A 26,436-nucleotide genomic window follows, 5' to 3' on the forward strand; every position below is an offset into this window, starting at 1 on the left:
CGGCTCAGGCGAGCATGTAGCCCGCGGCAAGCTTGCGGAAACTTTCCACTTCGCCGGCCTGCCAGGCGCTGTCGTGGCCCAGTTCTTCCGCCAGGACTGCCGCCACCCGCGGTGCGGCGTCAACGGCCGCGCGGGCATCCAGGAAGAGCGCCCGGTTGCGCCGGGCCAGCACATCCTCGACACGTCGCGCCAGCTCATGGCGCGCCGCGAAGCGTACGTGGGCCTCGGTCAGCCCTGCCGTGGGCGCCAGGAAGTTCTCGCAGCCGGGCAGGGCCCGCAATGCCGGCAACTCGTTGCCATAGTAACGGTCCGGCGAGACCGAGTTGGGCGCCGGCAGGTCCGCGGGCAGGCCGCTGGCGCCGTGCAGGGCAAGGTCGGCCGTGACGCAAGGCGCGGCACGCAGCATCTGGCGCTGGATGGCCGTCTCGATGACATCTTCGGCCATCTTGCGGTAGGTGGTCCATTTCCCGCCGGTGACCGTGATCAGCCCGGCGCGCGACACCACGATGGTGTGCTCGCGCGACAGCGAAGCGGTCGATGCCTCGCCGGTCGCCCTGACCAGCGGCCGCAGGCCGGCCCAGACACTGGTGACATCGGCACGGCTGGGGTCCCGTGCCAGGTAGCGCGAGGCGGTCTCCAGGATGAAGTCGACATCGTCGGCGCTGGCATCGGGTTCCAGCGGCAGGTCCTTGCGCGGCGTGTCGGTCGTGCCGACGATCGTGTGCCCGTTCCAGGGCACCACGAACAGCACGCGGCCGTCGTCGGTCTTCGGGATCAGGACGGCGCGGTCGCCCGGCAGGAAGCTGCGCGGCAGCGTCAGGTGCACGCCCTGGCTGGGCGCGACCATGGTGCGTGCGTGGCCGTCTTCCATCTGGCGGATGGCGTCCACCCAGACTCCCGTGGCGTTGACCACGCAGTCGGCGCGCAGGCGGAAGGTGGCATCGCCGAGTGCATCGCGCACGGTCACGCCGTTGACCACGCCGCCTTGCTGCGACAGGCCGGTCACCGGCAGGTAGTTGACGGCGGTGCCGCCCACGTCGAACAGCGTGCGCATCAGCGCAATGGCCAGGCGGGCGTCGTCGAACTGGCCGTCGAAGTACAGGTTGCCGCCGCGCAGCGGGCGCCCGCCCACGTGCTCGGCCAGCGCCGGCGCCGCGGCCAGCACCTCGCGGTGGCTCAGCCAGCGGCTGCCGTCCAGGTTCAGGCTCCCGGCCAGCATGTCATAGAGCTTCAGGCCGATGCCATAGAACGGCTGGTCGAAGAGCTGGTAGGCCGGCACGACAAAGCCGAGCGGCCAGACCAGGTGCGGCGCGTTGCGGGCCAGCAGCCCGCGCTCGTGCAGGGCTTCGCGCACCAGGCTGATATTGCCCTGCGCCAGGTAGCGCACGCCGCCATGCACGAGCTTGGTGGCCTTGCTCGACGTGCCCTTGGCGAAGTCGGCGGCTTCCACCAGCAGCGTGCGGTACCCGCGCGAGGCCGCGTCGACGGCCGTGCCGAGGCCGGTTGCGCCGCCGCCGATGACGATCACATCCCAGCGGGGCTCCCGTTCCAGGCTCGCGAGCAAGGCGGCGCGGGAAGGCGGCTGGACCGGGGTCGGGACTTTCTGCATGACGCGTTCGGGTAGTGGTGGGGAGGCTGGGATGGCGCGGCAATCAGGAGGTCGCGGCGCCAGCGGCTGCGTCGTCTTCGCGTGCCCAGTCGCGGGCGCGTGCCACGGCGCGGTGCCAGCGGGCCAGCCGGTGCGCGCGCTCGTCACTGGACAGGTTCGGCTCGAAACGTTGCTGAACCTGCCATTGCCTGGCGATCTGCCCCACATCGCTCCAGTATCCGGTGGCCAGCCCGGCCAGGTAGGCGGCGCCCAGTGCCGTGGTTTCCGTGATGCGCGGACGGACGACGGTCGTGCCGAGCAGGTCGGCCTGCATCTGCATCAGCAGGTCGCTGCGCGAGGCGCCGCCGTCCACGCGCAGTTCGGCCAGCGAGATGCCCGCATCCTTCTGCATGGCGTCGAGCACGTCCACGCTCTGCAGCGCGATCGATTCCAGTGCGGCGCGTGCAATCTGCGCGCGGCCGGTGCCGCGCGTCATGCCGACCAGCGTGCCGCGCGCGAACGCATCCCAGTGGGGCGCGCCCAGGCCGGCAAAGGCCGGCACCAGCACCACGCCGCCGGTATCGTCGCACTGGCGCGCCAGTGGCTCCACCTCGGGCGCGCTCTCGATGATCTTCAGGCCGTCGCGCAGCCACTGGATGGTGGCGCCACCCATGAAGACGCCGCCTTCCAGGCAGTATTGCGTCTGGCCGCCGATCTGCCAGCCGATCGTGGTGAGCAGCCGGTTGCGCGACACCACCGGCTGATCGCCGGTGTTCATCAGCAGGAAGCAGCCCGTGCCATAGGTGTTCTTGGCCATGCCCGGCGAGAGGCAGGCCTGGCCGAAGGTGGCCGCCTGCTGGTCGCCCGCGATGCCGGCAATGGGCACCTCCAGGCCGAACAGGCGCGGCGCCGTGCGGGCCACCTCGCCGCTGGATGGCACCACCTCGGGCAACACCTTGCGCGGGATGTCGAGCAGCGCCAGCAGTGCGTCGTCCCATTGGAAGGTGTGGATGTTGAACAGCATCGTGCGCGACGCGTTTGACACGTCGGTCACGTGGCGCGCGCCGTCGGTGAGCTGCCAGATCAGCCAGCTGTCCACGGTGCCGAAGGCCAGTTCGCCGCGCTGCGCACGTTCGCGTGCGCCGGGGATGTTGTCGAGCATCCAGCGCAGCTTGGTGCCGGAGAAGTAGGCGTCGACGACCAGCCCGGTCTTCTCGCGGATCATCTCGTCATGGCCGGCCGCCTGCAGCGCCTCGCACATCGGCGCCGTGCGGCGGTCCTGCCAGACCAGCGCGCGGCCCACGGGTTCGCCGGTCTTGCGGTCCCACAGCAGCGTGGTCTCGCGCTGGTTGGTGATGCCGACTGCGCGCAGCTGCGAAGCCGAGATGCCCGAGCTGTTCAGGACCTCATGCGCGACCGCGAGCTGCGACTGCCAGATTTCGTACGGGTCGTGTTCGACGTGACCGGGATGTGGGTAATATTGGCGGAATTCGCGCTGGGCAAGCCTTACCACATTGCCGCTGTGATCGAACAGGATGGCACGCGAACTGCTGGTGCCCTGGTCGAGCGCCAGTACGAACTGCTGCCCGGCCTGCGTGGTCTGCTGGTTCATGCCTTTTGTCCCTGAAGTCCCTGAAAAACCTCAAATTGCGTCTTCCGATGCCTACCGACACCCTTGCCGCCATCGAAGCATCCATTGCCGCGCGCAGCCCGTTCGACCGCGCCACCAAGCTGCGCCTGATGGTGTCGGGGCAGCAGGTCGGCTGGCTGCCGCGCGCCCATGCCGACATCCTGCGCGGCATGGGCTGCGTGCTGGGGCCGGAGGAGGACACGCCGTCCGGCCCCGGCGTCGACCTGTTGCCGGGCCGTGGCGACTTCGCGGTACGCAGCGCCGCGCTGGAAGCGCTGGCCAGGCAGCTTGCCGATGCCGGCCATGTGCGTGGCTGGCGCAACGAGCTGTTCGCGGTGACGCCGGCACTCGACGCCCCCGCACTGGCCGTGGTGGAGCGCGCGGCGGCGCGCTTCCTTGGCCTGCTCACGTTCGCCTCGCACATGAACGGCGTGATCCGGGGCGAACCGGCCTTCTGGATCTCGCGGCGCAGCCAGACCAAGGCGGTCGACCCCGGCATGTGGGACAACCTGGTGGCCGGCGGCATGCCCCACGGCAGCGACCCCCTGGCCACGCTGGTGCGCGAATGCGAGGAAGAATCGGGCATCCCGGCCTCGCTGGCCCGTGGCGTGCAGGCCCACGGCCGCATCGAAGTGCTGCGCGAGATTCCGGAAGGCGTGCAGTGGGAGCACGTCTATGCCTATGACCTGGAACTGCCCGCCGACTTCATTCCGCGCAACCAGGACGGCGAGGTGGCCGAACACCGCCGCATCGGTCACGCCGCATTGCTTGCTATCATGTCGGCCGGCACCATGACGGTCGATGCGACACTGGTGACGCTGGATGCCCTCCGCCGGCGCGGCTGGCTGGCAGCCGCGGGCGATTCCGCCTGACGCCGGGCCCCGGGCCCCGCCTGCGCCCTCGCGGCCATGTGCCGCACGCACCCGACAGAACAATTCACGATGAGCAACACCGGATTCATTCTTACTCTTTCGTGCCCGGACCAGCCGGGCATCGTCCATTCCGTATCGGGCCTGCTGTTCCAGAACGGCTGCAATATCGTCGATTCCGACCAGTACGGCGATGAATTCACCGGCCGCTTCTTCATGCGCGTGCATTTCACCCCGCCGGCCGGCGGCCCTGGCCTGGACACGCTGAAGGCGGCATTCGCGCCGGTGGGCGACCAGTTCGGCATGCAGTGGGAGCTGAACGACGCCGCGGCCAAGCCGCGCGTGATGATCATGGTGTCGAAGATCGGCCACTGCCTGAACGACCTGCTGTTCCGCGCCAAGGTGGGCGGGCTGCCGGTCGAGATCGCGGCGATCGTGTCCAATCACCGCGACTTCTACCAGCTGGCCGCGTCCTACGACGTGCCGTTCTTCCACCTGCCGCTGATGAACGCATCGGCCGAGCAGAAAGCCGCGCAGGAAGGCCGCGTGTTTGAAGTGGTGCGCGACCAGAACATCGACCTGGTGGTGCTGGCGCGCTACATGCAGGTGCTGTCCGACGACCTGTGCCGCAAGCTGGCCGGCCGTGCCATCAATATCCACCACTCGTTCCTGCCGAGCTTCAAGGGCGCCAAGCCGTATTACCAGGCCCATGACCGCGGCGTGAAGCTGATCGGCGCGACCGCGCACTACGTGACGGCCGACCTCGACGAAGGCCCGATCATCGAGCAGGAAATCGCGCGCGTGGACCACAGCATGGATCCGGAGCAACTGACGTCCGTCGGCCGCGACGTGGAATGCGTGGCGCTCGCGCGCGCGGTCAAGTGGCACGCCGAACACCGCATCCTGCTGAACGGCCACAAGACCGTCGTCTTCAAGTAAATCCCGCAGCTTGCCGCCGGCGCGCATCGCGCCGGCCGGCCGGCGGACACGGTCGCGCGCCGCCCTGGCGGCTGCTTCAGTCCTGGTCCGCCACCACACAGTTCACTCCGCTGTCCGCGACGATCTGCCCGAACGGGGCCGCCAGCGGCTGGTCGGTGAACAGCCTGTCCACCTGCGACAGGTGAGCCAGTTCCACCATGGCCTGGCGGTGGAACTTGCTGGCGTCCGCAGCCAGCCACACTTCGCGCGCCTGCTCCATGATGGTCCGCGCCACCTTGACCTCGCGGAAATCGTAGTCGCGCAACGTGCCGTCGGCCTCGATCCCGGAGATGCCGATCAGCCCGATGTCCACCTTGAACTGGCGGATGAACTCCACCGTGGCTTCGCCGACGATGCCGCGGTCGCGTGAACGCAGCACGCCGCCGGCCACGATGACTTCGCAGTCGGGGTTGTCGGCCAGGATGCCGGCCACGTTCAGGTTGTTGGTGATCACGCGCAGGCCGCGATGATGCATCAGCGCGCGCGCAATCTCTTCGACCGTGGTGCCGATGTTCAGGATCAGCGAGCAGCCCTCGGGCACCGCCTTGGCCACCGCACGCGCGATGCGTACCTTGCCTTCGGCGTTAAGTACCTGCCGTTGCCGGTAGCCGATGTTCTCCGTGGTCGATCCCTCGACCCGCACCCCGCCGTGGAAGCGTGCCAGCATGCCGCTTTCCGCCAGCAGGTTGACGTCGCGCCGCACGGTCTGCAGCGTCACGCCGAACTTGCGTGCAAGCGCGTCGATCGAGGCAAAGCCCTGGCTGCGGACTTCATCGAGCAGGGCGGTCTGGCGCGGATTGAGGGTCATGCCGGGGATTCTAGTTCAAACACAAACGAAAACAAATGATGCGCTGCACTATTGTTTTATGTTCGTTAATTTACTAAAACGAGCATAAAGCCAATTACTGTACGCGTGAGGCGCGCCAATTCCTATGATGTAAGGGGCATTTCGAACAGGGAGATCGGATGCAGCTGAGTCTCGAGGGCATTGCGCAGCAGGCGGGCTCGGAAGCCTGCCTTTACCCGATGTCGCTGGCGCCCGCTCCGGGCGCGGTGACGGTGCTGCTTGGCGCCACGCAGGCCGGCAAGACTTCCCTGATGCGCGTGATGGCCGGCCTGGACCGGCCCAGCGCGGGCCGCGTGCTGGTGGATGGCGCCGATGTGACCGGCGTGCCCGTGCGCGAGCGCAACGTCTCGATGGTGTACCAGCAGTTCATCAACTACCCGTCGCTGCGCGTATTCGACAATATCGCATCGCCGCTGCGGCTGCGGCGGCAGGCTGACCGCGACGACATCGCCGCGCGCGTGCGGTCGCTGGCCGCCAGGCTGCATATCGACCATCTGCTGGACCGCTACCCGTCCGAACTGTCGGGTGGCCAGCAGCAGCGCGTGGCGCTGGCGCGTGCGCTGGCCAAAGGCGCGCCGCTGATGCTCCTGGACGAGCCGCTCGTCAACCTGGACTACAAGCTGCGCGAAGAACTGCGCGAAGAGCTGACCCACCTGTTCGCGCAGGGCGATGCCACCGTGGTCTACGCCACCACCGAGCCGGCGGAGGCGCTGCTGCTGGGCGGATATACCGCGGTGCTCGATGCCGGCGAACTGCTGCAGTACGGCCCGACGCCCGAAGTCTTCCACTATCCCGATTCACTGCGCGTGGCGCGCGCCTTCAGCGATCCGCCCATGAACCTGGTCGAAGGCACGCTGCAAGGCGGCTGGGTCACGCTGTCGGACGACATCTCGGTGCCTGTGCCCGAAGCCGGCCGTTACGGCGGCCCCGTCACCGTCGGCGTGCGCGCCGCGGCGCTGCGCCTGGAGGGCTTGCCGGGATCGGTGCCGGTGCCGGGCCGCGTGGCGCTGGCCGAGCTGTCCGGCTCCGATACCTTCGTGCATGCCGACACGCCCGTGGGCAACCTGGTCGCGCAGTTCGCCGGCGTGTTCGACCTGCGGCTGGGCGCGCCGCTGATGCTGCATCTTCTGCCTGAGCAGCTCTACGTGTTCGATGAGGGAGGCCGGCGCCTCTGCGCGCCGCGGCGGCCAGCCGGCCTGGCGGCCGACGTCCGGCTGCCCGGCGCGGCGGCGAGGGGCTGACATGGCGCGCATCGACCTGGACCTGGCCCATGCCTACGTCGCCAACCCGCACTCGGACGAAGACTACGCGCTGCTGCCGCTCAGGTTCAGCTTCGAGGACGGCGGGGCCTATGCGCTGCTGGGACCGTCCGGCTGCGGCAAGACCACGTTGCTGAACTGCATCTCCGGCTTGCTGCGCCCGTCGCAGGGCCGCATCCTGTTCGACGGCCGCGACGTGACCGCCGACTCGCCGCAGGCGCGCAATATCGCGCAGGTGTTCCAGTTCCCGGTGATCTACGACACCATGACCGTCGGCGAGAACCTGGCCTTCCCGCTGCGCAACCGCGGCGTGCCGGCCGCGCAGGTGCGGGAACGGGTAGCGCGCGTGGCGGAAATGCTGGACCTGTCGGGCTCGCTGGACCGGCGCGCGAGCGGGCTGGCGGCCGACGCCAAGCAGAAGATCTCGCTGGGCCGCGGGCTGGTAAGGCAGGATGTGTCGGCGATCCTGTTCGACGAGCCGCTGACCGTGATCGACCCGCAGCTCAAATGGCAGCTGCGGCGCAAGCTCAAGGAGATCCATCACGAGTTCCGGCTGACGCTGATCTACGTGACGCATGACCAGACCGAGGCGCTGACCTTTGCCGACCAGGTGGTGGTGATGTCGCGCGGCAAGGCCGTGCAGGTTGGGCCGGCCGACGCGCTGTTCGAACGGCCCGCGCATACCTTTGTCGGACACTTCATCGGTTCGCCGGGCATGAATTTCCTCCCGGCGACCTGGCGCGACGGTGCTGTCGATATGGCGGGGCGCCTCTATATGCCGGCGTTGCCAGATGCGGTGGCCGGCGCGCTGCGCGACGCCGGCAGTTTCCGCGTCGGCGTGCGGCCCGAGTACCTGCGCCTGGCCGGCAACGCGGATACGCAGGCCGTGCCGGTGCGCGTGGAGCGCGCGCAGGACATCGGCACCTACTGGCTGGTGACCGGCACCTTGCAGGAGGCCGGCGGGCAGGCTGGCACGCTGCGCGCGCGCCTCGGGCCAGAGGCCGCGGCGCTGCGCCCCGGCGATACGGCGTGGCTGTCCGTGTTCAACCGCCATACCTGCTACTACGTGAATGAAGTGCTGGTGCCATGGAGCCAGCCATGAAGCCGATCAACCAGAAGGCCTGGCTGCTGGTGTTGCCGGTCGTGCTGTGCGTGGCGTTTTCGGCCATCCTGCCACTGATGACGATCGTCAACTACTCGGTGCAGGACATCATCTCGCCCGAGCGGCGCGTGTTCGTGGGCACGGAGTGGTTCCGCACCGTGCTGCGCGATGGCGAGTTGCATGACGCGCTGCTGCGCCAGCTTGGCTTCTCGCTGGCGGTGCTGGTGGTGGAGATCCCGCTGGGCATCCTGCTGGCGCTGTCGATGCCCGCGAAGGGATGGAAGGCGTCGGCCGTGCTGGTCATCATCGCGCTGTCGCTGCTGATCCCGTGGAACGTGGTGGGCACGATCTGGCAGATCTTCGGGCGCACCGACATCGGCCTGCTCGGCGCCGCGCTCGATGCCATGGGGTTTGACTACAACTACACCGGCAGCGCCTTCGATGCCTGGGTGACCGTGCTGGTCATGGATGTCTGGCACTGGACACCGCTGGTGGCGCTGCTCTGCTACGCCGGACTGCGCGCCATCCCCGACGCCTACTACCAGGCCGCGCAGATCGACGGCGCAAGCCGCTTCGCCGTGTTCCGCTACATCCAGCTGCCGAAGCTGCGCGGCGTGCTGATGATCGCGGTACTGCTGCGCTTCATGGACAGCTTCATGATCTACACCGAGCCCTTCGTCCTGACCGGCGGCGGCCCGGGCAACGCCACCACCTTCCTGTCGCAGTACCTGACGCAGAAGGCCGTCGGCCAGTTCGACCTGGGCCCGGCCGCGGCATTCTCGATCGTCTATTTCCTGATCATCCTGCTCATGTGCTTCATCCTCTATAACTGGATGCAGCGCGCGGGCACCGCCGGCAGCGAGGACATGCCCCATGGCTGATACCCGCAACCGCGCCACGGCGTGGCGCACTACGTTCCTGCTCGCCTACCTGCTGTTCGCCATCCTGCCGATCTACTGGATGGTGAACATGTCGTTCAAGACCAACGAGGAGATCCTCTCCACGCTGTCGCTGTGGCCGGCGGAATTCACGCTGGAGCATTACCGGACGATCTTCACCGATGCCTCGTGGTACTCGGGCTATATCAATTCGCTGATCTACGTCGCCATGAACACGGCGATCTCGATCACGGTCGCGCTGCCCGCGGCGTACGCGTTCTCGCGCTACCAGTTCATCGGCGACAAGCATGTCTTCTTCTGGCTGCTGACCAACCGCATGACGCCGCCGGCGGTGTTCCTGCTGCCGTTCTTCCAGCTCTACAGCACCATCGGGCTGATGGATACGCACCTGGGCGTGGCGCTCGCGCACCTGGTCTTCAACGTGCCGCTGGCGGTGTGGATCCTGGAAGGCTTCATGTCGGGCGTGCCGCGCGAGATCGACGAGACCGCCTACGTGGACGGGTATTCGTTCCCGCGCTTCTTCCTGACCATCTTCCTGCCGCTGATCAAGGCCGGCGTGGGCGTGGCCGCGTTCTTCTGCTTCATGTTCAGCTGGGTGGAGCTGCTGCTGGCGCGCACGCTGACTTCGGTCCACGCCAAGCCGATCGTCGCCACCATGACGCGCACGGTGTCGGCGTCGGGCATGGACTGGGGCGTGCTGGCCGCTGCCGGCGTGCTGACCATCGTGCCGGGTGGCATCGTGATCTGGTTCGTGCGCCACTACATCGCGAAGGGCTTCGCGATGGGCCGCGTCTAGCCCCCCGCAGATGAGGAGAACGCCATGCTGAGCTGGATGGTCTGGACCACGCCGGTGGCCGTGTTCTTTGCCTGCATCGTGGTCATGCTGGTGGCCATGACGGCATGGGAGGTGCGCTCGCCGGCAGTGCTGCGCAAGGGCTTCCTGCCGATTGCCACCACGCGCGGCGACCGCCTGTTCATCGGGCTCATGTGCGCAGCCTGGATCAACCTGGCGTGGGTGGGGCTTGGCGAGAGCATGACGCACTGGTTTTCGCTGGCCGAGGAGCCGTCCATCTGGATCAGCTTCGGCCTGTCGATGCTGGTCCTGCTGCTGGTCATGCGCAAGGGCTGAAGGCCGGCCCGCGCCAGCATTCATGGGACATGCGGCTTATCCCTTCCCCGGGGCCGCGCCCGGACAGCAAACGGGGAGGGGACTCTTGAGGAGACACTGATGAACTTGCACGTGAAGTCGGGAATGACGGTCCTTGCCTGCGCGGCCGCGCTGGCATGCGGCCACGCCTGGGCTGGCGAAGCCGAGGCGAAGAAGTGGATCGACAACGAGTTCCAGCCGTCGTCGCTGTCCAAGGACAAGCAGCAGGCCGAGATGAAGTGGTTCATCGACGCGGCCGCCAAGCTCAAGGCCAAGGGGGTCACGCAGATCAACGTGGTGTCGGAGACCATCACCACGCACGAGTACGAGTCCAAGACGCTGACCAAGGCCTTCGAGGAGATCACCGGCATCAAGGTGAATCACGACATCATCCAGGAAGGCGACGTGGTCGAAAAACTGCAGACCTCGATGCAGTCGGGCAAGTCCATCTATGACGGCTGGATTTCCGATTCCGACCTGATCGGCACCCACTACCGCTATGGCGCCATCCTGCCGCTGTCGGACTACATGGCCGGCGCCGGCAAGGAATGGACCAATCCCGGCCTGGACGTGAAGGACTTCATCGGCACCAAGTTCACCACCGCGCCGGACGGCAAGCTGTACCAGCTGCCCGACCAGCAGTTCGCCAACCTGTACTGGTTCCGCGCCGACTGGTTTGCACGCAAGGACCTGCAGGACAAGTTCAAGGCCAAGTACGGCTATGACCTGGGCGTGCCGACCAACTGGTCCGCGTACGAGGACATTGCCAACTTCTTCACCAACGACGTGAAGGAGCTGGACGGCAAGAAGGTGTACGGGCACATGGACTACGGCAAGAAGGATCCGTCGCTCGGCTGGCGCTTTACCGACGCGTGGTTGTCCATGGCGGGCACGGCCGACAAGGGCCTGCCCAATGGCATGCCGGTCGACGAGTGGGGCATCCGCGTGGCCGAGGACAAATGCACGCCGGTGGGTGCCTCGGTGTCGCGTGGCGGTGCGACCAACAGCCCGGCGGCGGTCTACGCACTGACCAAGTACATCGACTGGATGAAGAAGTTCGCGCCGCCGCAGGCCATGGGCATGACCTTCTCGGAAGCGGGCCCGGTGCCGGCACAGGGCCAGGTCGCGCAGCAGGTGTTCTGGTACACGGCCTTTACGGCCGACATGACCAAGAAGGGGCTGCCCGTCGTCAATGCCGACGGCTCGCCCAAATGGCGCATGGCACCCTCGCCGTACGGCCCGTACTGGAAGCAGGGCATGCAGAACGGCTACCAGGACGTGGGTTCGTGGACCTTCTTCAAGAACACCGATCCCAACCGTCTGGCGGCCGCATGGCTCTATGCCCAGTTCGTGACGGCCAAGACGGTGTCGCTGAAGAAGTCGCTGGTCGGCCTGACGTTCATCCGCGACAGTGACATCCATCATGACTACCTGACCAAGAACGCGGCCAAGTACGGCGGGCTGATCGAGTTCTACCGCAGCCCGGCACGCGTGGCGTGGACGCCGACCGGTACCAACGTGCCCGATTATCCGAAGCTCGCGCAGCTCTGGTGGAAGAACGTGGCCACGGCGGTGACCGGCGAGAAGACGCCGCAAGCCGCCATGGACAACCTGGCCGAAGAGATGGACCAGGTCATGGCCCGCCTGCAGCGTGCGGGCATGAGCAACTGCGCGCCCAAGCTCAACGCCAAGAGCGACCCGTCCAAGTGGTTGTCCGGCGACCACGCGCCGTGGAAAAAGCTCGACAACGAGAAGCCGAAGGGCGAGACCATCGCCTATGACAAGCTGTTGCAAGCGTGGAAGGAAGGGCGCGTGCGCTGAAGTGTCGAGCCGGGGCCTGCCGGCGCATGGCGGGCCCCATCTGTCCTTGCCAGCTACGCTGGCGTGTCCGCCAGCGGCGCGGCATAGCGCGCCTTGCCATGGCGCTTGGCTTCATACAGCGCCATGTCGGCCCGCATGAACAGCTCGCTGACGGACATGCCTTGTCCGGGCCGGTGAATGGCCGAGCCGACGCTGACGGTGGCGGCGTGCGCCTGTCCATCGATGACGACCGGCGCCAGCGCCGTCTGCACGATGGTGTTGGCGATACGCTCGACTGCGCGGACATCGTTGACGTTCTCCAGGATCACCGCGAATTCGTCACCGCCAATGCGGGCGACGGCGTCCTCCTTGCGCACGCTGGCGGTCAGGCTCTGGGCAAAGGCAATCAGCAGACGGTCGCCGATGGCGTGCCCGTAGCCATCGTTGACGGCCTTGAAGTCGTCCAGGTCGACGAGCAGTAGCGCAGCGGCCCGCCCGTCGGCGTCGGCGCGTGCCAGGGCTTCGGCAAAACGCCGGTCGAAGCCCTTGCGGTTGAGCAGGCCGGTCAGGTGGTCGGACATGGTCTGCGCTTCCAGGCTGCGCAGCTTCTGGCGCTCGCTCGTGACATTGCGCGCAAACAGGTGCAGCCCGTGGATGGCGTCCTGTGCGTCGTTCCACGCCGGCTGGCAGGTGACCTGCATGTATTCCGAGCCGTCCGGACTTTCGCGGGTGAACCTGACCGCCTTGCCGGCAAAGGCTTGCTCCAGGTACGGGCGTGACGCCAGATAGGCCTGCGTGCCCCACAGCTCGCGCAGCGACAGGCCGATGATCTGCTGGGCCGGCAGCCCGAAATGGCGCGCATAGGCCTGGTTGACGAAAACGAAGCGCTCGTTCATGTCGACGAACGAGACAAAGTCCGGCACGTGGTTGGCGATCGCCTCGATGCGCTTCTCGCTCTCGGCGGCGTGGTCCTTGGCTGCCTTCAGCGCGGCTTCGCGCTCGGAGAGCTGGTGCATGACCTCGGCGAACGTCGCGGACAGTTCGCCGATCTCGTCCTCGCGATCAACAGGCAGTTCCGCGGCGGCGGCCGGGTTGGCGGCGACGCGGCGCACCGCGCGGTGCAGTTGCTGCAGCGGCGCGAGCAGCCAGACCATCACCAGCCACATCAGCGCTGCTGCGATCGCGAGCGAGAGCGCGGCAATGGCGAGTACGCGGTGCCGCGCCTCGAGCAGTGGGGCATAGGCCTCGTCTGCCGGCAGCACGGCAACCAGTTCCCAGCCATTGGATTCCAGCAGGTAGCGTGCAATGACGGGCTGGCGCGGACGAATGGGCTCCCAGAGCGATTCGGGCCGCTCGGCGCCACACGTCTCGCCGACGGCCCTGGCGGGGGTCAGCAGCTTTGCGGAATCCCGGTGCATGGCGTAGCGCGGCTGGGGGCCGGCGGAAACCAGGCAGAAGCTGCCGGTGACGCCGACCGGGCTGCGCGCCAGTTCGTGCAGGAAGTTGTCCAGCGACAGGTTGATGACGCCGCCCACCACCGCGCGCAACTCGCCTCCAGGCCCGCGCAGCGGGACGGCGAGCACCACGCCGGGCGCCTTGGTCAGTCTGCCTTGCAGCAGGTCCGAAACCGCAAGCGGGGCTCCGTGGACGATCGCGCCGAAATAGTCGCGGTCGCCCAGGTTCATGTGCACACCTTCCGGCACCGCCGTGCTGAAGATCAGTTCACCGGTGGGGCCCGCCATGAACACGGCGTTGAAGGTACCCGCCAGGTCCGGCATCTGCATGGCGATGCGCCTGAGATCGGACGGGCGATTGCCAAGCGCAGGCGCGAACTGGTGGGCCATATGGCGCAGGACGGAGGCCCGGTTCTCGATCTTCTCATCGAGTTGCTCCGCGACCAGCCTGACCATGGAATCCTGATGGCTCTGCTGCAGCTCCCTGAGGCCGTAGTAAGCGTAGTACTGCGAAGCCAGTGCCCGCAGCACGATGATCAACGTAACCACCATGGCGGTTGTCACCGCCATCCGCAGTTTTATTGAGTGACGCATGATTTGCTTTGTTTTTCTGCGCACTGACCCGTTTCCGGTCCCAGGGCATATGGACTGACGACCCCGCCCTTCTAGTACGGAACCAGGCGTTCAGGGTAGCAGATGTCCCCTTTATCGCGATGCGCACTGGCGCATACGGCGCGGCATTGTGGGGCTTGCTGCACTCTGTCGGCACATTGGTGGCAACGGCGCGACGGTATCGATGGTCATGGTTGTCACGGCGCGCCGATGTGCCACTGGCGGATGCGCAGGATGACCCCGTCGGCGAGCCGGACCGTCAATTCCAGCAAAGCGGGTACCCGCCTGCGAGTGATGCCGGCGGTATAGCGCACTGTGGCGGCTTCGTAGTCGCCCTCTGGCGCTTCACGGCAGCCGCACCGGATGGCGAGCCTCAGGATATGCAGCGGCACGAAGCGCTCGGCCTGCTGCATGTCCGCCAGGGCCTCCATGGAGAAATGCAGCGGCAGGCGGGACAGCCGGACGAAGCGCTCGCGCAGCTTGCCGCACGTACGCGCGTCGAGTGCAGCGCCTTCGGCGTGGAAGCCGGCGCGCGTCATGCCACGGGCTTCCGGCTGCCACAGCGCGCCAATGGCAAGGTCGGGCAGGGCGGCCTGCGTCGGCCTGGCTTCGCGCGACTCGTCGATCGCCACGAAGCTGCCCAGCAGATCGTAGGTAAGGGCCGTGCGGCCAAAGATACGGTGGTAGCCGGTGATGCAGTCGATGTCTTCGTCATAGACGGGCCTGGCGTCGCGGGGAACACGTGCGGGGCGGACTTCGAACCAGCCGGGCGATACCGGGTAGCGTCCGGCCCAGGCGAATACAGCCTGGGTCGCGGCCGGCGGTGACAGAGCGGGGAGCAAACGCTGCGGCATGACCCGCTCCTTGCTGGATGGTGGAGCGGACTACCGTATTGGCTCAGGGCTCGTGCCGGAATGAGACGGTGCCGTTTAATAGGAACCGGGGCGTTGCGGGAACCTGCGGGAGAGAACGAGGGGGAGGTGGGGCAGAAATGAAAAAAGCCAGCGCAGGGCTGGCTTTCCTGAATCTGGTGGGTGGTACAGGGATTGAACCTGTGACCCCTGCCGTGTGAAGGCAGTGCTCTACCGCTGAGCTAACCACCCCAGCTGCTGCGTCGCTTTCGCGTTGACTTCTTCGTGCAGCGGAGAAATGAGATTATGCAGACCTTCTTGTATCTTGTAAAGCCCTTCCGCGAGATTTTTCTGGGTGTGGGTGCCGGAGGGCCTTACGCAGCAGGTGATTCCTGCCATACGGTCTTGCCGCCGCTCGCCTTGTCCAGTTGCTTGAGCACGCCGATATGCGCTGCCGTTTCTTCTTCACTGGCGCGCAATACAGGCAGGACGATGTGGGACAGGTCTGAATCCGCGACGGAGCCATCCGCGGATTCCGTGCCGTCCAGCATGTCGATGACCAGGGAGTTCTGGCCGCGTGTCATGGCCAGGTAGACCTCTGCCAGCAGCTCGGCATCGAGCAAGGCGCCGTGCAGCGTGCGGTGGGCGTTGCTCACGCCGAGCCGGTCGCACAGCGCATCGAGCGAATTGCGCTTGCCGGGGAACATCTGGCGCGCTTCGAGCAGGGTATCGATCACGCTGCCGGCGTGGCCCCGGAACGGCGGCAGCCCCAGCAGGCGGAACTCCATGTCCAGGAAGCCAAGGTCGAACTGGGCGTTGTGGATGATCAGCTCGGCGTCCTGCACGAAGTCGCGGATCTCGTTGACGACCTCGGCGAACTTCGGCTTGTCGGCCAGGAAGTCGACGGTGATGCCGTGGACGGCCACGGCGCCTTCGTCGATATCGCGCTCGGGGTTGACGTAGAAGTGCAGGTGGCGGCCCGTGAGTCGCCGGTTGACCAGTTCGACACACCCGATTTCAATCAGGCGGTCGCCGCTGGCGGCATTCAGGCCGGTGGTTTCGGTGTCGAGAACGATTTGTCGCATGGCGGGCATTCTAGCGGAGGGGCGGGCCGGCTCAGGCGTTGAGCGATTCGACGCCGCGGTTGGCCAGCGCGTCGGCGCGTTCGTTGCCCGGGTGGCCATTGTGGCCGCGTACCCAGTGCCAGCTGATCTGGTGCGGCTGCACCAGCCCGTCGAGGATCTGCCACAGGTCGGCATTCTTCACCGGCTTCTTGTCGGCGGTCTTCCAGCCTCGCGCCTTCCAGCCGGGCAGCCATTCGCTGATGCCCTTCTGCACGTATTGCGAGTCGGTGTACACGCGCACGATGCACGGTCGCTTGAGCGCGCGCAGCGCTTCGATGACCGCGGTCATCTCCATGCGGTTGTTGGTGGTGTTGGGTTCGCCGCCGAACAGCTCCTTCTCGCTGGTGCCGGCAACCAGCACAGCTCCCCAGCCGCCGCGGCCGGGATTGCCCTTGCAGGCGCCATCGGAATAGATCGTAACTTCTTGCATGTGTCGTTCGTCAGGGCAGCCCGTCGGGCTGCCGCAGGGTGGATGGGGGCGCCCGGCAGGATCAGCTGTCGTCGCCGGGAGTCTTGCCGTGTGTGCCGGTCGGGGTCGCCACCGGAGAGGCTACGGGGGTAAGCGCCGCCTTGGCGGTCTTCCAGGCCGGGCCGACCAGGCGGATATTGCGCACGCGCTTGACCGCGGAAATCATGTACACCGCGCCAAAGATCGGCCACCAGCGGTCGCCGGCCTTTTCCATGAAGGCGGCGCGCTGCAGCCAGCGGTCGGTGCGGTACGGCGGACAGTAGCAGCCGAAGCGGCCACGGATGATGTCAAAGCCCAGCAGTTTGAGCCAGTCCTTGATGCGGACAAAGCCGATCGATTGCGCGTCAGTGGGCAGGAATGGCATGGCGCCCAGGCGGTTCAGGCCCTGGCGCGCACCCCACAGGCTCATCGGGTTGAAGCACGTCACCACGACGCGGCCTTCGGGCATCAGCACCCGCGACACCTCGCGCAGCACTTCGTGCGGATCCTCGGCGAACTCGAGCACATGGGGCAGGGTGGCAAGGTCGATGCTCTGCGTGTCGAACGGCAGTTCGTCGAACCGGCACAGCAGCTGGCGCGTATCGGGATGCGCCGCGCGCGGCCCGTGGGGGCCGCTGGCGGGATCGAGCGCGAGCGCCGAGAACGGCATCCGGTTCTCGCGCAGGGTATCGATGGCGGGCAGGCCCATCTGGACCGCGTGATAGCCGAAAATATCCGTCACGGTCCGGTCGTATTGCTGCGCCTCCCACCGGAGCATGTATTGCCCGGGAGGCGAAGCCAGCCAGTCGTCCCAGCTTACAATCGGATGGTCAGCCATAGGAGTACACGCATGTTGAAAGTGGAGCCGATCCCCGCATTTCAGGATAACTATATCTGGGCCATCCACGACGGCCGCAATGCCGCCGTGGTCGATCCCGGCGAGGCGGCGCCGGTGGAGCGGTTCCTGGCGGACAAGGGCCTGGCTCTGGGCGCTATTGTAATCACCCATCACCATGGCGATCACCAGGGCGGCGTGGCGGACCTGCTCGCGGCGCATCCGACCGGCCCCGACGGCACGCCGATGCCCGTGATCGGGCCGGCCGGCGAGCGCATCGGCGCACGCACCCGGGCCGTGCGCGAAGGCGACACGGTGACGCTGCAGGCGCCCGCGCTGCAACTGCGCGTGCTCGACGTGCCGGGCCATACTGCGGGCCATGTCGCCTATGTCGGCGAACTGCAGGGAGCCGGGCCCGCCGTGTTCTGCGGCGATACCCTGTTCGCCACCGGCTGCGGCCGCCTGTTCGAAGGCACGCCGGCGCAGATGCTGGCGTCGCTGGACAAGCTGGCGGCGCTGCCGGGAGAAACGCGCGTCTACTGCGCGCACGAATACACGCGCAGCAATGTACGCTTTGCGCGTGCCGTGGAGCCCGGCAATGCGGCCCTGGCTGCCTGGGATGCGCGCGTCGAGACGTTGCGCGGGCAGGGCCAGCCGACCGTGCCATCCACCATTGCGCTGGAGCGCGAGGTCAATCCGTTCCTGCGTTCGCGCGAGCCGGCAGTGCGCGCGGCGGTGCGGGCGCAGGGCGGCAACGTGGCGGGCGATGCCGAGGCCTTCGGCGCACTGCGCGGCTGGAAGGACAACTTCCGCTGAGCCGCAACGGCCCGGTGCGGCGGCGGCACGGCGTGCGCCGGCATCTTTGTCGTCTGGAAAATCCCATTGACGCGAAAGCCCGTTTTTTTTAGCATCACGCAACCTTTTAGCGTCACAATTCGAGAACTTGATGAAATTTGGTCGATTACTGGCGGTGTTTGCAAGCGTGGCGCTGCTGGCTGCCTGCGCCAGCACGCCCACACCGCCCGGCGCCAATGCGTCTGGTGTCCCGACCGCCCTGACTTCCGCGCGCAGCGGCAAAGATCCGCTCAACTCGCTCAGCGTCGACAAGACGCTCGCGCCTGGCGCCGCCAGCATCAACCCCGATCAGCCTGGCCTGGACTGGCTGCGGGGCCCGTCCTCCGATATCTGGGACCGCATCCGCCGTGGCTTTGCCATGCAGGACCTGGAGGGGACGCTGGTGGATGACCGCACGCAGTGGTACGCGCAGCGTCCGGAATACATGGAGCGCATGGTGGCCCGGTCGAGCCGCTACCTCTATCACATCGTGGAGGAGCTGGAGCGGCGCAATATGCCGACCGAGCTGGCGTTGCTGCCGTTCGTCGAGAGCGCGTTCAATCCGCAGGCGCAGTCGAGTGCCAAGGCGGCGGGCATGTGGCAGTTCATCCCGAGCACCGGCAAGTCCTACAACCTGAAGCAGAACATGTTCCGGGACGAGCGCCGCGATGTGCTGGCCTCGACCGATGCGGCGCTCGACTACCTCGCGCGCCTCTATGACATGTTCGGCGACTGGCACCTGGCGCTCGCGGCGTACAACTGGGGCGAAGGGGCGGTTTCACGCGCGATCGCGCGCAACCAGGCGCGTGGCCTGCCGACGGACTACGCCAGCCTGACGATGCCGAACGAGACGCGCTACTACGTGCCGAAGCTGCAGGCGGTGAAGAACATCATCGCCAACCCCGCGGCCTACGGCGTCCGGTTGCCCGAGATCCCGGACCATCCGTATTTCGTCACGGTCACCACGAGCCGCGATATCGACGTCAAGCTGGCGGCCAAGCTGGCCAATATGTCGCTGGAGGAGTTCAAGGCGCTGAACCCGTCGTTCAACCAGCCGGTGATCCTGGGGGCTTCGAACCCGCAGATCCTGCTGCCGTTCGATAACGCGGAACGTTTCCAGTACAACCTGAACACCTACCGGGGCGGGTTGTCGAGCTGGACCGCGGTGACGGTAGACAACCGCGAGCGCGTGGAAGCGCTGGCGGCGCGCCTGAACGTTGACCCGGACACGCTGCGCGAGATCAACAGCATTCCGCGCGGCATGCGCCTGAAGGCCGGCTCGACGGTGATGATCCCGCGTTCGGGCCACCATGACCAGGACATCAGCGCGACGCTCGCCGACAACGCCATGCTGGCGATGGAGCCCGACCTGCCCGATGCGCGCCGCGTGGTGGTGCGTGCCGGGCGCCGGGATACCGTCGCCTCGGTGGCGCACCGCTATGGCGTGTCGACCGGCCAGGTGCAATCGTGGAACAAGCTTTCCGGCACCAAGCTGGTGGCGGGGCAAAGCCTGGTGCTGATGGTGCCGGTGCGCGGCGGCGGGGCGGCCAGGTCGGCGCGTACGGCGCACGCGGAGCCGGCATCCGACAGGGCCGAAGTGGTGCGCGTGTCGGCGCCCGCCAGGGGCAAGGCCGCAGGGCGCACGCGCATGACGGTGGAAGCCGCGCCACGACAGGCGGCAAGCAAGAGCTCCGGGGCGTCGCGTTCGGCGGCGGCCAAGTCGGCGCCGTCGGTGAAGGCCTCGTCCAAGGGGGCTTCCAAGGCGGCCAAGGCCCGCTGAGGTGGCGGAATGAACGGAAAAACGGGGCGTCGCCGGCGGCACGCCCCGTTTTTTTTTGCCCCTGCGCCGCTGCGGGGCGTGGCGCATGCCGATCCTGCCGGGGGGCGCACAGGACGTCGTGCCGGTGGCAAACTAGCAGGACGATAACTATCCGCAAGACGCGGAGGAGACCTGCCATGACGGCAAGCCAAGCCGTGCATGCCCGTTCGCTGGCCGACCCCGAGGGGTTCTGGGCCGAACAGGCGCAGCGCATCGACTGGGAAACCCCGTTCGGACAAGTACTGGACAACAGCCGCGCGCCATTTACGCGCTGGTTCGTCGGTGGGCGCACGAATCTCTGCCACAACGCCGTGGACCGGCATCTGGCCGCGCGCGCGCAGCAGCCGGCGCTGCTCTGGGTGTCTACCGAGACGGAGCAGGAGCGCACCTTTACCTACGCCCAGTTGCACGACGAGGTCAGCCGCATGGCCGCTGCCCTGCAAGGGCTCGGCGTGCGCAAGGGCGACCGCGTGCTGGTCTATATGCCGATGATTCCCGAGGCAGCGTTTGCCATGCTGGCATGCGCGCGCATCGGCGCGATCCATTCGGTCGTGTTCGGCGGCTTTGCCTCGGTCAGCCTGGCGGCGCGCATCGACGACGCGCAGCCGCGCGTGATTGTCAGCGCCGACGCGGGTTCGCGGGCCGGCAAGGTAGTGCCGTACAAGCCGCTGCTCGACGAGGCCATCCGGCTCTCCGGCCACAAGCCCGAGAAGGTGCTGCTGGTCGATCGCCAGCTCGCCGACATGCCGCGCGTGGAGGGCCGCGACGAAGACTACGCGGCCTGGCGCGAACGCGCGGCCGGTACCGAGGTGCCATGCACGTGGCTGGAATCGTCCGAGCCGTCCTACGTGCTCTACACCTCGGGCACCACCGGCAAGCCCAAGGGGGTGCAGCGCGACACCGGGGGCTACGCGGTGGCGCTGGCTACCTCGATGGAGTACATCTTCTGCGGCAAGGCCGGCGACACCATGTTCACGGCGTCGGACATCGGCTGGGTCGTCGGGCACAGCTACATCGTCTATGGCCCGCTGCTGGCCGGCATGACCACGCTGATGTACGAAGGCACGCCGATCCGCCCGGACGGCGGCATCCTGTGGCGGCTGGTGGAGCAGTACAAGGTCAACCTGATGTTCAGCGCGCCCACCGCGATCCGCGTGCTGAAGAAACAGGATCCCGCCTTCCTGACGAAATACGACCTGTCGAGCCTGCGGCTGCTGTTCCTGGCCGGCGAGCCGCTCGACGAGCCCACCGCGCGCTGGATCCAGGACGGCATCGGCAAGCCGGTGGTCGACAATTACTGGCAGACGGAATCGGGCTGGCCGATCATCGCGATCCAGCGCGGCATCGAGGTGCTGCCGCCCAAGCTGGGCTCGCCGGGCGTGCCGGCCTATGGCTACGACCTGCGCATCGTGGACGAGACTACGGGCGAGGAATGCGCCGCCGGCCAGAAGGGCGTAGTGGCCATCGACGGCCCGCTGCCGCCCGGCTGCATGAGCACGGTGTGGGGCGACGACGAGCGGTTCGTGCGCACCTACTGGTCGGCGGTGCCGAACCGGCTGTGCTATTCGACGTTCGACTGGGGCGTGCGCGACAAGGATGGCTATGTGTTCATCCTGGGCCGTACCGACGATGTCATCAACGTGGCCGGCCACCGGCTGGGCACGCGCGAGATCGAGGAGAGCCTGTCTTCGCACGCAGGCGTGGCCGAAGTGGCGGTCGTGGGCGTGCAGGAAGCGCTCAAGGGGCAGGTGGCGATGGGGTTCTGCATTCCCCGTGACGCCGCGCGCACCGCGACGCCGGAGGCGCGGCTCGCCTTCGAAGGCGAACTCATGAAGACGGTAGAGCAGCAGCTTGGCGCGGTGGCGCGCCCGGCGCGCGTGTTGTTCGTCAACGCACTGCCAAAGACGCGCTCGGGAAAAATGCTGCGGCGCGCCATCCAGGCCGTGGCGGAAGGGCGCGACCCGGGCGACCTCACCACGATCGAGGATCCCACCGCGCTGGAACAGTTGCTGTCGGCCCTGAAGGGCTGAGCGGGGACCGGGCAGCCGCGCCCGGCTGACGAACGTTGGGGTGTGCGCCGGTCAGGGCACATCGCAAATTCGGCTTGCAAGGGCCGCGCATGCAGACTAATATTTGAAGCATAAAATATTTAAACATGATTTAGATGCGCTCCCGCCAGCGGCGGGCAGCCCGGCAGGAGACGACAGATGCGAGTGCTTTGTATTGGCGGCGGCCCGGCAGGCTTGTACTTCGGCCTGTTGATGAAGCTGCAGGACCCGGACAACGAGGTCGTGGTGGTGGAGCGCAACCGGCCCTACGATACCTTCGGCTGGGGCGTGGTGTTCTCCGACGCCACCATGGACAACCTGAAGCAGTCCGACCCGGTCAGCGCCGTCGAGATCAACGAGGCCTTCAACCACTGGGACGATATCGACATCCACATCGGCGGGCGCACCATCCGCTCGGGTGGCCATGGCTTCATCGGCATCGGCCGCAAGCGGCTGCTCAATATCCTGCAGGCGCGCTGCGAAGCGCTCGGCGTGAAGCTGGTGTTCGAGACCGATGTCACGGACGACCAGACGCTGGCCATGCAGTACCAGGCCGACCTCGTCATCGCCTCGGACGGCCTGAACAGCCGCATCCGCACGCGCTACGCCGATACTTTCCAGCCCGATATCGACACGCGCCAGTGCCGCTTCGTCTGGCTGGGCACGCACAAGCTGTTCGACGCCTTCACCTTTGCCTTCGAGAAGACCGAGCACGGCTGGTTCCAGGCCCATGCCTACCGCTTCGACGACGACACCTCCACCTTCATCGTGGAAACGCCCGAAGAAGTCTGGCGCGCTGCCGGCATCGAGCAGATGAGCCAGGAGGAGGGCATCGCGTACTGTGAAAGGCTCTTCGCCAGGTACCTCGACGGCAACAAGCTGATCAGCAATGCCACCCACCTGCGCGGCTCGGCGAACTGGATCCGCTTTCCGCGCGTGATCTGCAAGCACTGGGTGCACTGGAACACGCTGCCCGATGGCCGCCGCGTGCCGGTGGTGCTGATGGGCGATGCCGCGCATACGGCTCACTTCTCGATCGGCTCCGGCACCAAGCTGGCGCTGGAGGATGCGATCGACCTCGCCACGGAGATCGCCGGATCGGGCCCGTCCGCGCATGATGCGTTGCCGGCGGCGCTGGAGCGCTATGAGGCCACCCGCAGCGTCGAGGTGCTGAAGATCCAGAACGCCGCGCGCAATTCCACCGAGTGGTTCGAGAATGTCGAGCGCTATGCGGGGCTGGAACCCGAGCAGTTCGCCTATTCGCTGCTGACGCGTTCGCAGCGGATCTCGCACGAGAACCTGCGCGTGCGCGATGCTGGCTATGTGCAGAAGTTCGAGCACTGGCTGGCAGCCCAGGCCGGCGTGCGGCCCGAGGCGCTGCGCCTGCGTCAGGACAAGCCGGTGCCCCCCATGTTCACGCCTTTCCACGTGCGTGGCGTGACCCTGAAGAACCGCGTGGTGGTATCGCCGATGGCGATGTACTCGAGCGTGGACGGCGTGCCGGGCGACTTCCATCTGGTGCACCTTGGCTCGCGCGCGCTCGGTGGCGCCGGCATGGTGGTGGCCGAGATGACCTGCGTGTCGCCCGATGCGCGCATCACGCCGGCCTGCCCGGGATTGTGGAACGATGCGCAGCGCGATGCCTGGAAGCGCATCGTCGATTTCGTCCATGCCAACAGCGATGCGCGCATCGCCATGCAGATCGGCCATGCCGGGCGCAAAGGCTCGACGCAGCTCGGCTGGGAGGCCATGGACCATCCGCTGCCGCAGGGCAACTGGCCGCTGCTGTCGGCGTCGCCGATCCCGTACCTGCCCGGCGAATCCCAGGTGCCGCGCGAGATGACGCGCGACGACATGGACCGCGTGCGCGATGACTTCGTCGCCGCCGCGCGCCGCGCCGCGGAGGCCGGCTTTGACTGGCTCGAACTGCACTGCGCCCACGGCTACCTGCTGTCGACATTCATCTCGCCGCTGTCCAACCAGCGCACCGACGAGTATGGCGGCACGCTGGCCAACCGCCTGCGCTACCCGCTTGAAGTGTTCGCGGCAGTGCGTGCGGCGTGGCCGGAGGACAGGCCCATGTCAGTGCGCATCTCCGCGCACGACTGGGTCGAGGGCGGCATCACGCCGGACGACGCCGTGGAGATCGCACGGGCCTTCAAGGCGGCAGGCGCCGACATGATCGACTGTTCGTCCGGCCAGGTCAGCGCCGACCAGGCGCCGGTGTATGGCCGCATGTACCAGACGCCCTTCGCCGACCGCATCCGCAACGAGGCGGACATCCCGACCATTGCGGTGGGCGCGATCTTCGAGGCCGACCATGTCGACAGCATCATCGCGGCCGGTCGCGCCGACCTGTGTGCCGTGGCGCGCCCGCACCTCGCCGATCCGGCCTGGACGCTGCATGAGGCGGCCAAGCTTGGTTATCGCGACGTGAGCTGGCCGCGCCAGTATGAAGCCGGCAAGCGCCAGCTCGAAACCAACCTGGAACGCGCCGCGGCCCTGGCCCGCGGCGTGGTGGAGCATTGACGATGACGGTCGATTCCCTGCAAGGCCGGCACGCGCTGGTGACCGGCGGCGGGCGCGGCATAGGCGCGGCCATTGCGCGCCGCCTGCTGGCCGAAGGCGCCAGCGTCACGCTGGTGGGCCGCGACGTGCAGGTGCTGGAGCGTGCGGCCGACGAACTGCGTCCGCTGCTGGCCGAGGGCGCCGTGCTGACGGCGGTGCCGGCGGACATCAGCGATGCCGACAGCGTCTCCGCCGCGTTCGCCGCGGCGCAGGCCAAGGCCGGCCCGGTCAGCGTGCTCGTGAACAACGCCGGCCAGGCGCACAGCGCGCCGTTCGGCAAGACCAGCCTGGCGCTGTGGCAACGCATGCTGGACGTCAACCTGACCGGCACCTTCCTGTGCACGCAGGCCGCGCTGCCCGCCATGACGGCGGCGGGGTGGGGGCGCATCGTCAACGTGGCCAGCACCGCCGGCCTCGTCGGCTATGGCTACGTCAGCGCCTACTGCGCGGCCAAGCACGGCGTGATCGGCCTGACGCGCGCGCTGGCGCTGGAGACGGCGCGCAGCGGCGTGACCGTCAACGCGGTGTGCCCGGGCTATACCGAGACCGACATCGTGCGCGACGCGGTGGCCAATATCGTGGACAAGACCGGCCGCAGCGAGGCCGAGGCGCGCGCCGAACTGGCCGCGCGCAATCCGCAGCGGCGCCTGGTACAGCCCGACGAAGTGGCGGACGCGGTGGCATGGCTGTGCCGCCCGTCGGCCAGCGCGATGACGGGGCAGGCGATCGCCGTGGCGGGCGGGGAAGTGATGACAGGATAAGCGCGGCAGGGCCAGCGAACATGGCAGCGGATCGAGCTGCCCACCGCGCTGCACACCGCGCCGCACACCGAACTGACAGAGAGAGAACATGACCGAAATCGCACTCGACATGCGCCACCATAAGCGCAGCTTCGCGGACTACACGCCGAAGCACTTCCTGTGGTCCGTCTCGGGCGACGGCAAGGTAGCCACCATTACGCTGAACCGCCCGGAGCGCAAGAACCCGCTGACGTTCGACTCCTATGCCGAGCTGCGCGACCTGTTCCGCGCGCTGTGCTATGCCAGCGACATCAAGACCGTGGTGGTCACGGGCGCCGGCGGCAATTTCTGCTCCGGCGGCGACGTGCACGAGATCATCGGCCCGCTCACGAAGATGAGCATGCCTGAACTGCTCGATTTCACGCGCATGACCGGCGATCTCGTCAAGGCCATGCGTGCCTGCCCGCAACCCGTGATCAGCGCGATTGACGGCATCTGCGCGGGCGCCGGCGCGATGATGGCGCTGGCCTCCGACATGCGCGTGGGTACGGCGCGGGCCAAGACCGCATTCCTGTTCGTGCGCGTGGGCCTGGCCGGTGCCGACATGGGCGCGTGCTCGCTGCTGCCGCGCGTGATCGGGCAGGGCCGCGCCAGCGAACTGCTCTACACCGGGCGCGTGATGACGGCCGAAGAAGGCCTGCAGTGGGGCTTCTTCAATGCGCTGCATGCGTCGGACCAGGTCCTGGCCGAGGCGCACGCGCTCGCCGCGCAGCTTGCCGCGGGCCCGACCTTCGCGCACGGCGTGACCAAGAAGCTGCTGCACCAGGAGTGGAACATGGGTCTCGATGAAGCCATCGAGGCGGAGGCCGAAGCCCAGGCCATCTGCATGCAGACGCGCGACTTCCGGCGCGCCTACGAGGCCTTCGTCGCCAAGGGCAAGCCGGTGTTCGAAGGCGACTGAGCGCGACCGAAGGCGCGAACCAA

At 67.4% G+C, this 26,436-nt stretch carries 22 protein-coding genes and 1 tRNA gene; 14 read left to right on the plus strand and 9 right to left on the minus strand.

Translation table 11 applies throughout. From position 1 onward, the window contains the following. Positions 1–4: 4 nt before the first annotated feature. Positions 5–1,609: a glycerol-3-phosphate dehydrogenase/oxidase gene (locus KHO22_RS20840; protein ID WP_211949068.1), complete on the minus strand. Its 1,605-nt coding sequence runs from the start codon at positions 1,607–1,609 to the stop codon at positions 5–7. 43 nt (positions 1,610–1,652) lie between these two features. Next, positions 1,653–3,200, minus strand: a complete 1,548-nt coding sequence (gene glpK / locus KHO22_RS20845; protein ID WP_211949069.1) for a glycerol kinase GlpK — start codon at positions 3,198–3,200, stop codon at positions 1,653–1,655. Positions 3,201–3,247: 47 nt separating this feature from the next. Here glpK and KHO22_RS20850 point away from each other — a divergent pair, with 47 nt between their 5' ends. Together KHO22_RS20850 and purU are read left to right on the plus strand one after the other, a co-directional pair. Then, on the plus strand, positions 3,248–4,090 hold the full coding sequence (locus KHO22_RS20850) for an NUDIX hydrolase (protein ID WP_211949070.1): 843 nt from the start codon (positions 3,248–3,250) through the stop codon (positions 4,088–4,090). A gap of 69 nt (positions 4,091–4,159) precedes the next feature. Further along, positions 4,160–5,026 (plus strand): formyltetrahydrofolate deformylase, encoded by an 867-nt coding sequence (purU, locus tag KHO22_RS20855; RefSeq protein WP_211949071.1) that lies wholly within the window; start codon positions 4,160–4,162, stop codon positions 5,024–5,026. A gap of 76 nt (positions 5,027–5,102) precedes the next feature. Here the strand turns inward: purU and KHO22_RS20860 are convergent, their stop codons facing one another. After that, on the minus strand, positions 5,103–5,873 hold the full coding sequence (locus tag KHO22_RS20860; RefSeq protein ID WP_211949072.1) for a DeoR/GlpR family DNA-binding transcription regulator: 771 nt from the start codon (positions 5,871–5,873) through the stop codon (positions 5,103–5,105). 158 nt (positions 5,874–6,031) lie between these two features. On the opposite strand from KHO22_RS20860, the gene KHO22_RS20865 reads away from it, so the two are divergent. From KHO22_RS20865 to KHO22_RS20890, 6 genes are all read left to right on the plus strand, one after another. Continuing rightward, entirely contained in the window at positions 6,032–7,153 is a 1,122-nt protein-coding gene (locus tag KHO22_RS20865) for an ABC transporter ATP-binding protein (protein WP_211949073.1), read from the plus strand. 1 nt (position 7,154) lies between these two features. Further along, positions 7,155–8,273, plus strand: a complete 1,119-nt coding sequence (locus KHO22_RS20870) for an ABC transporter ATP-binding protein (protein ID WP_211949074.1) — start codon at positions 7,155–7,157, stop codon at positions 8,271–8,273. Then, the gene (locus tag KHO22_RS20875; protein ID WP_211949075.1) at positions 8,270–9,154 is read left to right on the plus strand and encodes a carbohydrate ABC transporter permease; all 885 of its coding nucleotides are present in this window, start codon (positions 8,270–8,272) and stop codon (positions 9,152–9,154) included. Before KHO22_RS20870 ends, KHO22_RS20875 begins: the two co-directional genes overlap by 4 nt. Then, positions 9,147–9,968, plus strand: a complete 822-nt coding sequence (locus KHO22_RS20880) for a carbohydrate ABC transporter permease (RefSeq protein WP_211949076.1) — start codon at positions 9,147–9,149, stop codon at positions 9,966–9,968. The genes KHO22_RS20875 and KHO22_RS20880 overlap by 8 nt, the downstream gene beginning before the upstream one ends. Before the next feature lie 24 nt (positions 9,969–9,992). After that, positions 9,993–10,301: a DUF2160 domain-containing protein gene (locus KHO22_RS20885; protein WP_211949077.1), complete on the plus strand. Its 309-nt coding sequence runs from the start codon at positions 9,993–9,995 to the stop codon at positions 10,299–10,301. A gap of 123 nt (positions 10,302–10,424) precedes the next feature. Further along, the gene (locus KHO22_RS20890) at positions 10,425–12,140 is read left to right on the plus strand and encodes an ABC transporter substrate-binding protein (RefSeq protein WP_211949112.1); all 1,716 of its coding nucleotides are present in this window, start codon (positions 10,425–10,427) and stop codon (positions 12,138–12,140) included. A 53-nt stretch (positions 12,141–12,193) separates the two neighbouring features. Here KHO22_RS20890 and KHO22_RS20895 read toward each other — a convergent pair whose 3' ends face one another. From KHO22_RS20895 to KHO22_RS20920, 6 genes are all read right to left on the minus strand, one after another. After that, positions 12,194–14,167 (minus strand): sensor domain-containing diguanylate cyclase, encoded by a 1,974-nt coding sequence (locus KHO22_RS20895; protein WP_420839628.1) that lies wholly within the window; start codon positions 14,165–14,167, stop codon positions 12,194–12,196. Positions 14,168–14,382: 215 nt separating this feature from the next. Next, positions 14,383–15,039 carry a hypothetical protein gene (locus tag KHO22_RS20900; RefSeq protein ID WP_211949079.1) on the minus strand — a complete coding sequence of 219 codons (657 nt, stop codon included), beginning with the start codon at positions 15,037–15,039 and terminating at the stop codon, positions 14,383–14,385. 174 nt (positions 15,040–15,213) lie between these two features. Continuing rightward, positions 15,214–15,288, minus strand: a tRNA-Val gene (locus tag KHO22_RS20905). Positions 15,289–15,410: 122 nt separating this feature from the next. Beyond that, the gene (gene dnaQ, locus KHO22_RS20910) at positions 15,411–16,121 is read right to left on the minus strand and encodes a DNA polymerase III subunit epsilon (protein ID WP_211949080.1); all 711 of its coding nucleotides are present in this window, start codon (positions 16,119–16,121) and stop codon (positions 15,411–15,413) included. Between the two features lie 31 nt (positions 16,122–16,152). After that, a complete protein-coding gene (rnhA, locus tag KHO22_RS20915; RefSeq protein ID WP_211949081.1) occupies positions 16,153–16,590 on the minus strand; it encodes a ribonuclease HI in 438 nt (145 codons plus the stop codon). A 61-nt stretch (positions 16,591–16,651) separates the two neighbouring features. Further along, positions 16,652–17,446: a class I SAM-dependent methyltransferase gene (locus KHO22_RS20920; protein ID WP_211949082.1), complete on the minus strand. Its 795-nt coding sequence runs from the start codon at positions 17,444–17,446 to the stop codon at positions 16,652–16,654. A gap of 12 nt (positions 17,447–17,458) precedes the next feature. Here KHO22_RS20920 and gloB point away from each other — a divergent pair, with 12 nt between their 5' ends. From gloB to KHO22_RS20950, 6 genes are all read left to right on the plus strand, one after another. Then, positions 17,459–18,259: a hydroxyacylglutathione hydrolase gene (gene gloB / locus KHO22_RS20925; RefSeq protein ID WP_211949083.1), complete on the plus strand. Its 801-nt coding sequence runs from the start codon at positions 17,459–17,461 to the stop codon at positions 18,257–18,259. Between the two features lie 130 nt (positions 18,260–18,389). After that, the gene (locus KHO22_RS20930) at positions 18,390–20,057 is read left to right on the plus strand and encodes a transglycosylase SLT domain-containing protein (RefSeq protein ID WP_211949084.1); all 1,668 of its coding nucleotides are present in this window, start codon (positions 18,390–18,392) and stop codon (positions 20,055–20,057) included. A 176-nt stretch (positions 20,058–20,233) separates the two neighbouring features. Continuing rightward, complete coding sequence (locus tag KHO22_RS20935) at positions 20,234–22,126, plus strand: propionate--CoA ligase (protein WP_211949085.1); 1,893 nt, start codon at positions 20,234–20,236, stop codon at positions 22,124–22,126. 177 nt (positions 22,127–22,303) lie between these two features. Next, positions 22,304–24,673 carry a bifunctional salicylyl-CoA 5-hydroxylase/oxidoreductase gene (locus KHO22_RS20940; protein WP_211949086.1) on the plus strand — a complete coding sequence of 790 codons (2,370 nt, stop codon included), beginning with the start codon at positions 22,304–22,306 and terminating at the stop codon, positions 24,671–24,673. Positions 24,674–24,675: 2 nt separating this feature from the next. Then, entirely contained in the window at positions 24,676–25,473 is a 798-nt protein-coding gene (locus tag KHO22_RS20945; RefSeq protein ID WP_420839629.1) for an SDR family NAD(P)-dependent oxidoreductase, read from the plus strand. An 88-nt stretch (positions 25,474–25,561) separates the two neighbouring features. Then, positions 25,562–26,413, plus strand: coding sequence for an enoyl-CoA hydratase family protein (locus tag KHO22_RS20950; RefSeq protein WP_211949088.1), 852 nt, complete (start codon positions 25,562–25,564; stop codon positions 26,411–26,413). Positions 26,414–26,436: the final 23 nt, after the last annotated feature.

Origin of the sequence: Cupriavidus yeoncheonensis, from assembly GCF_905397275.1 — a bacterium.
GTDB classification, from domain to species: Bacteria; Pseudomonadota; Gammaproteobacteria; order Burkholderiales; family Burkholderiaceae; genus Cupriavidus; species Cupriavidus yeoncheonensis.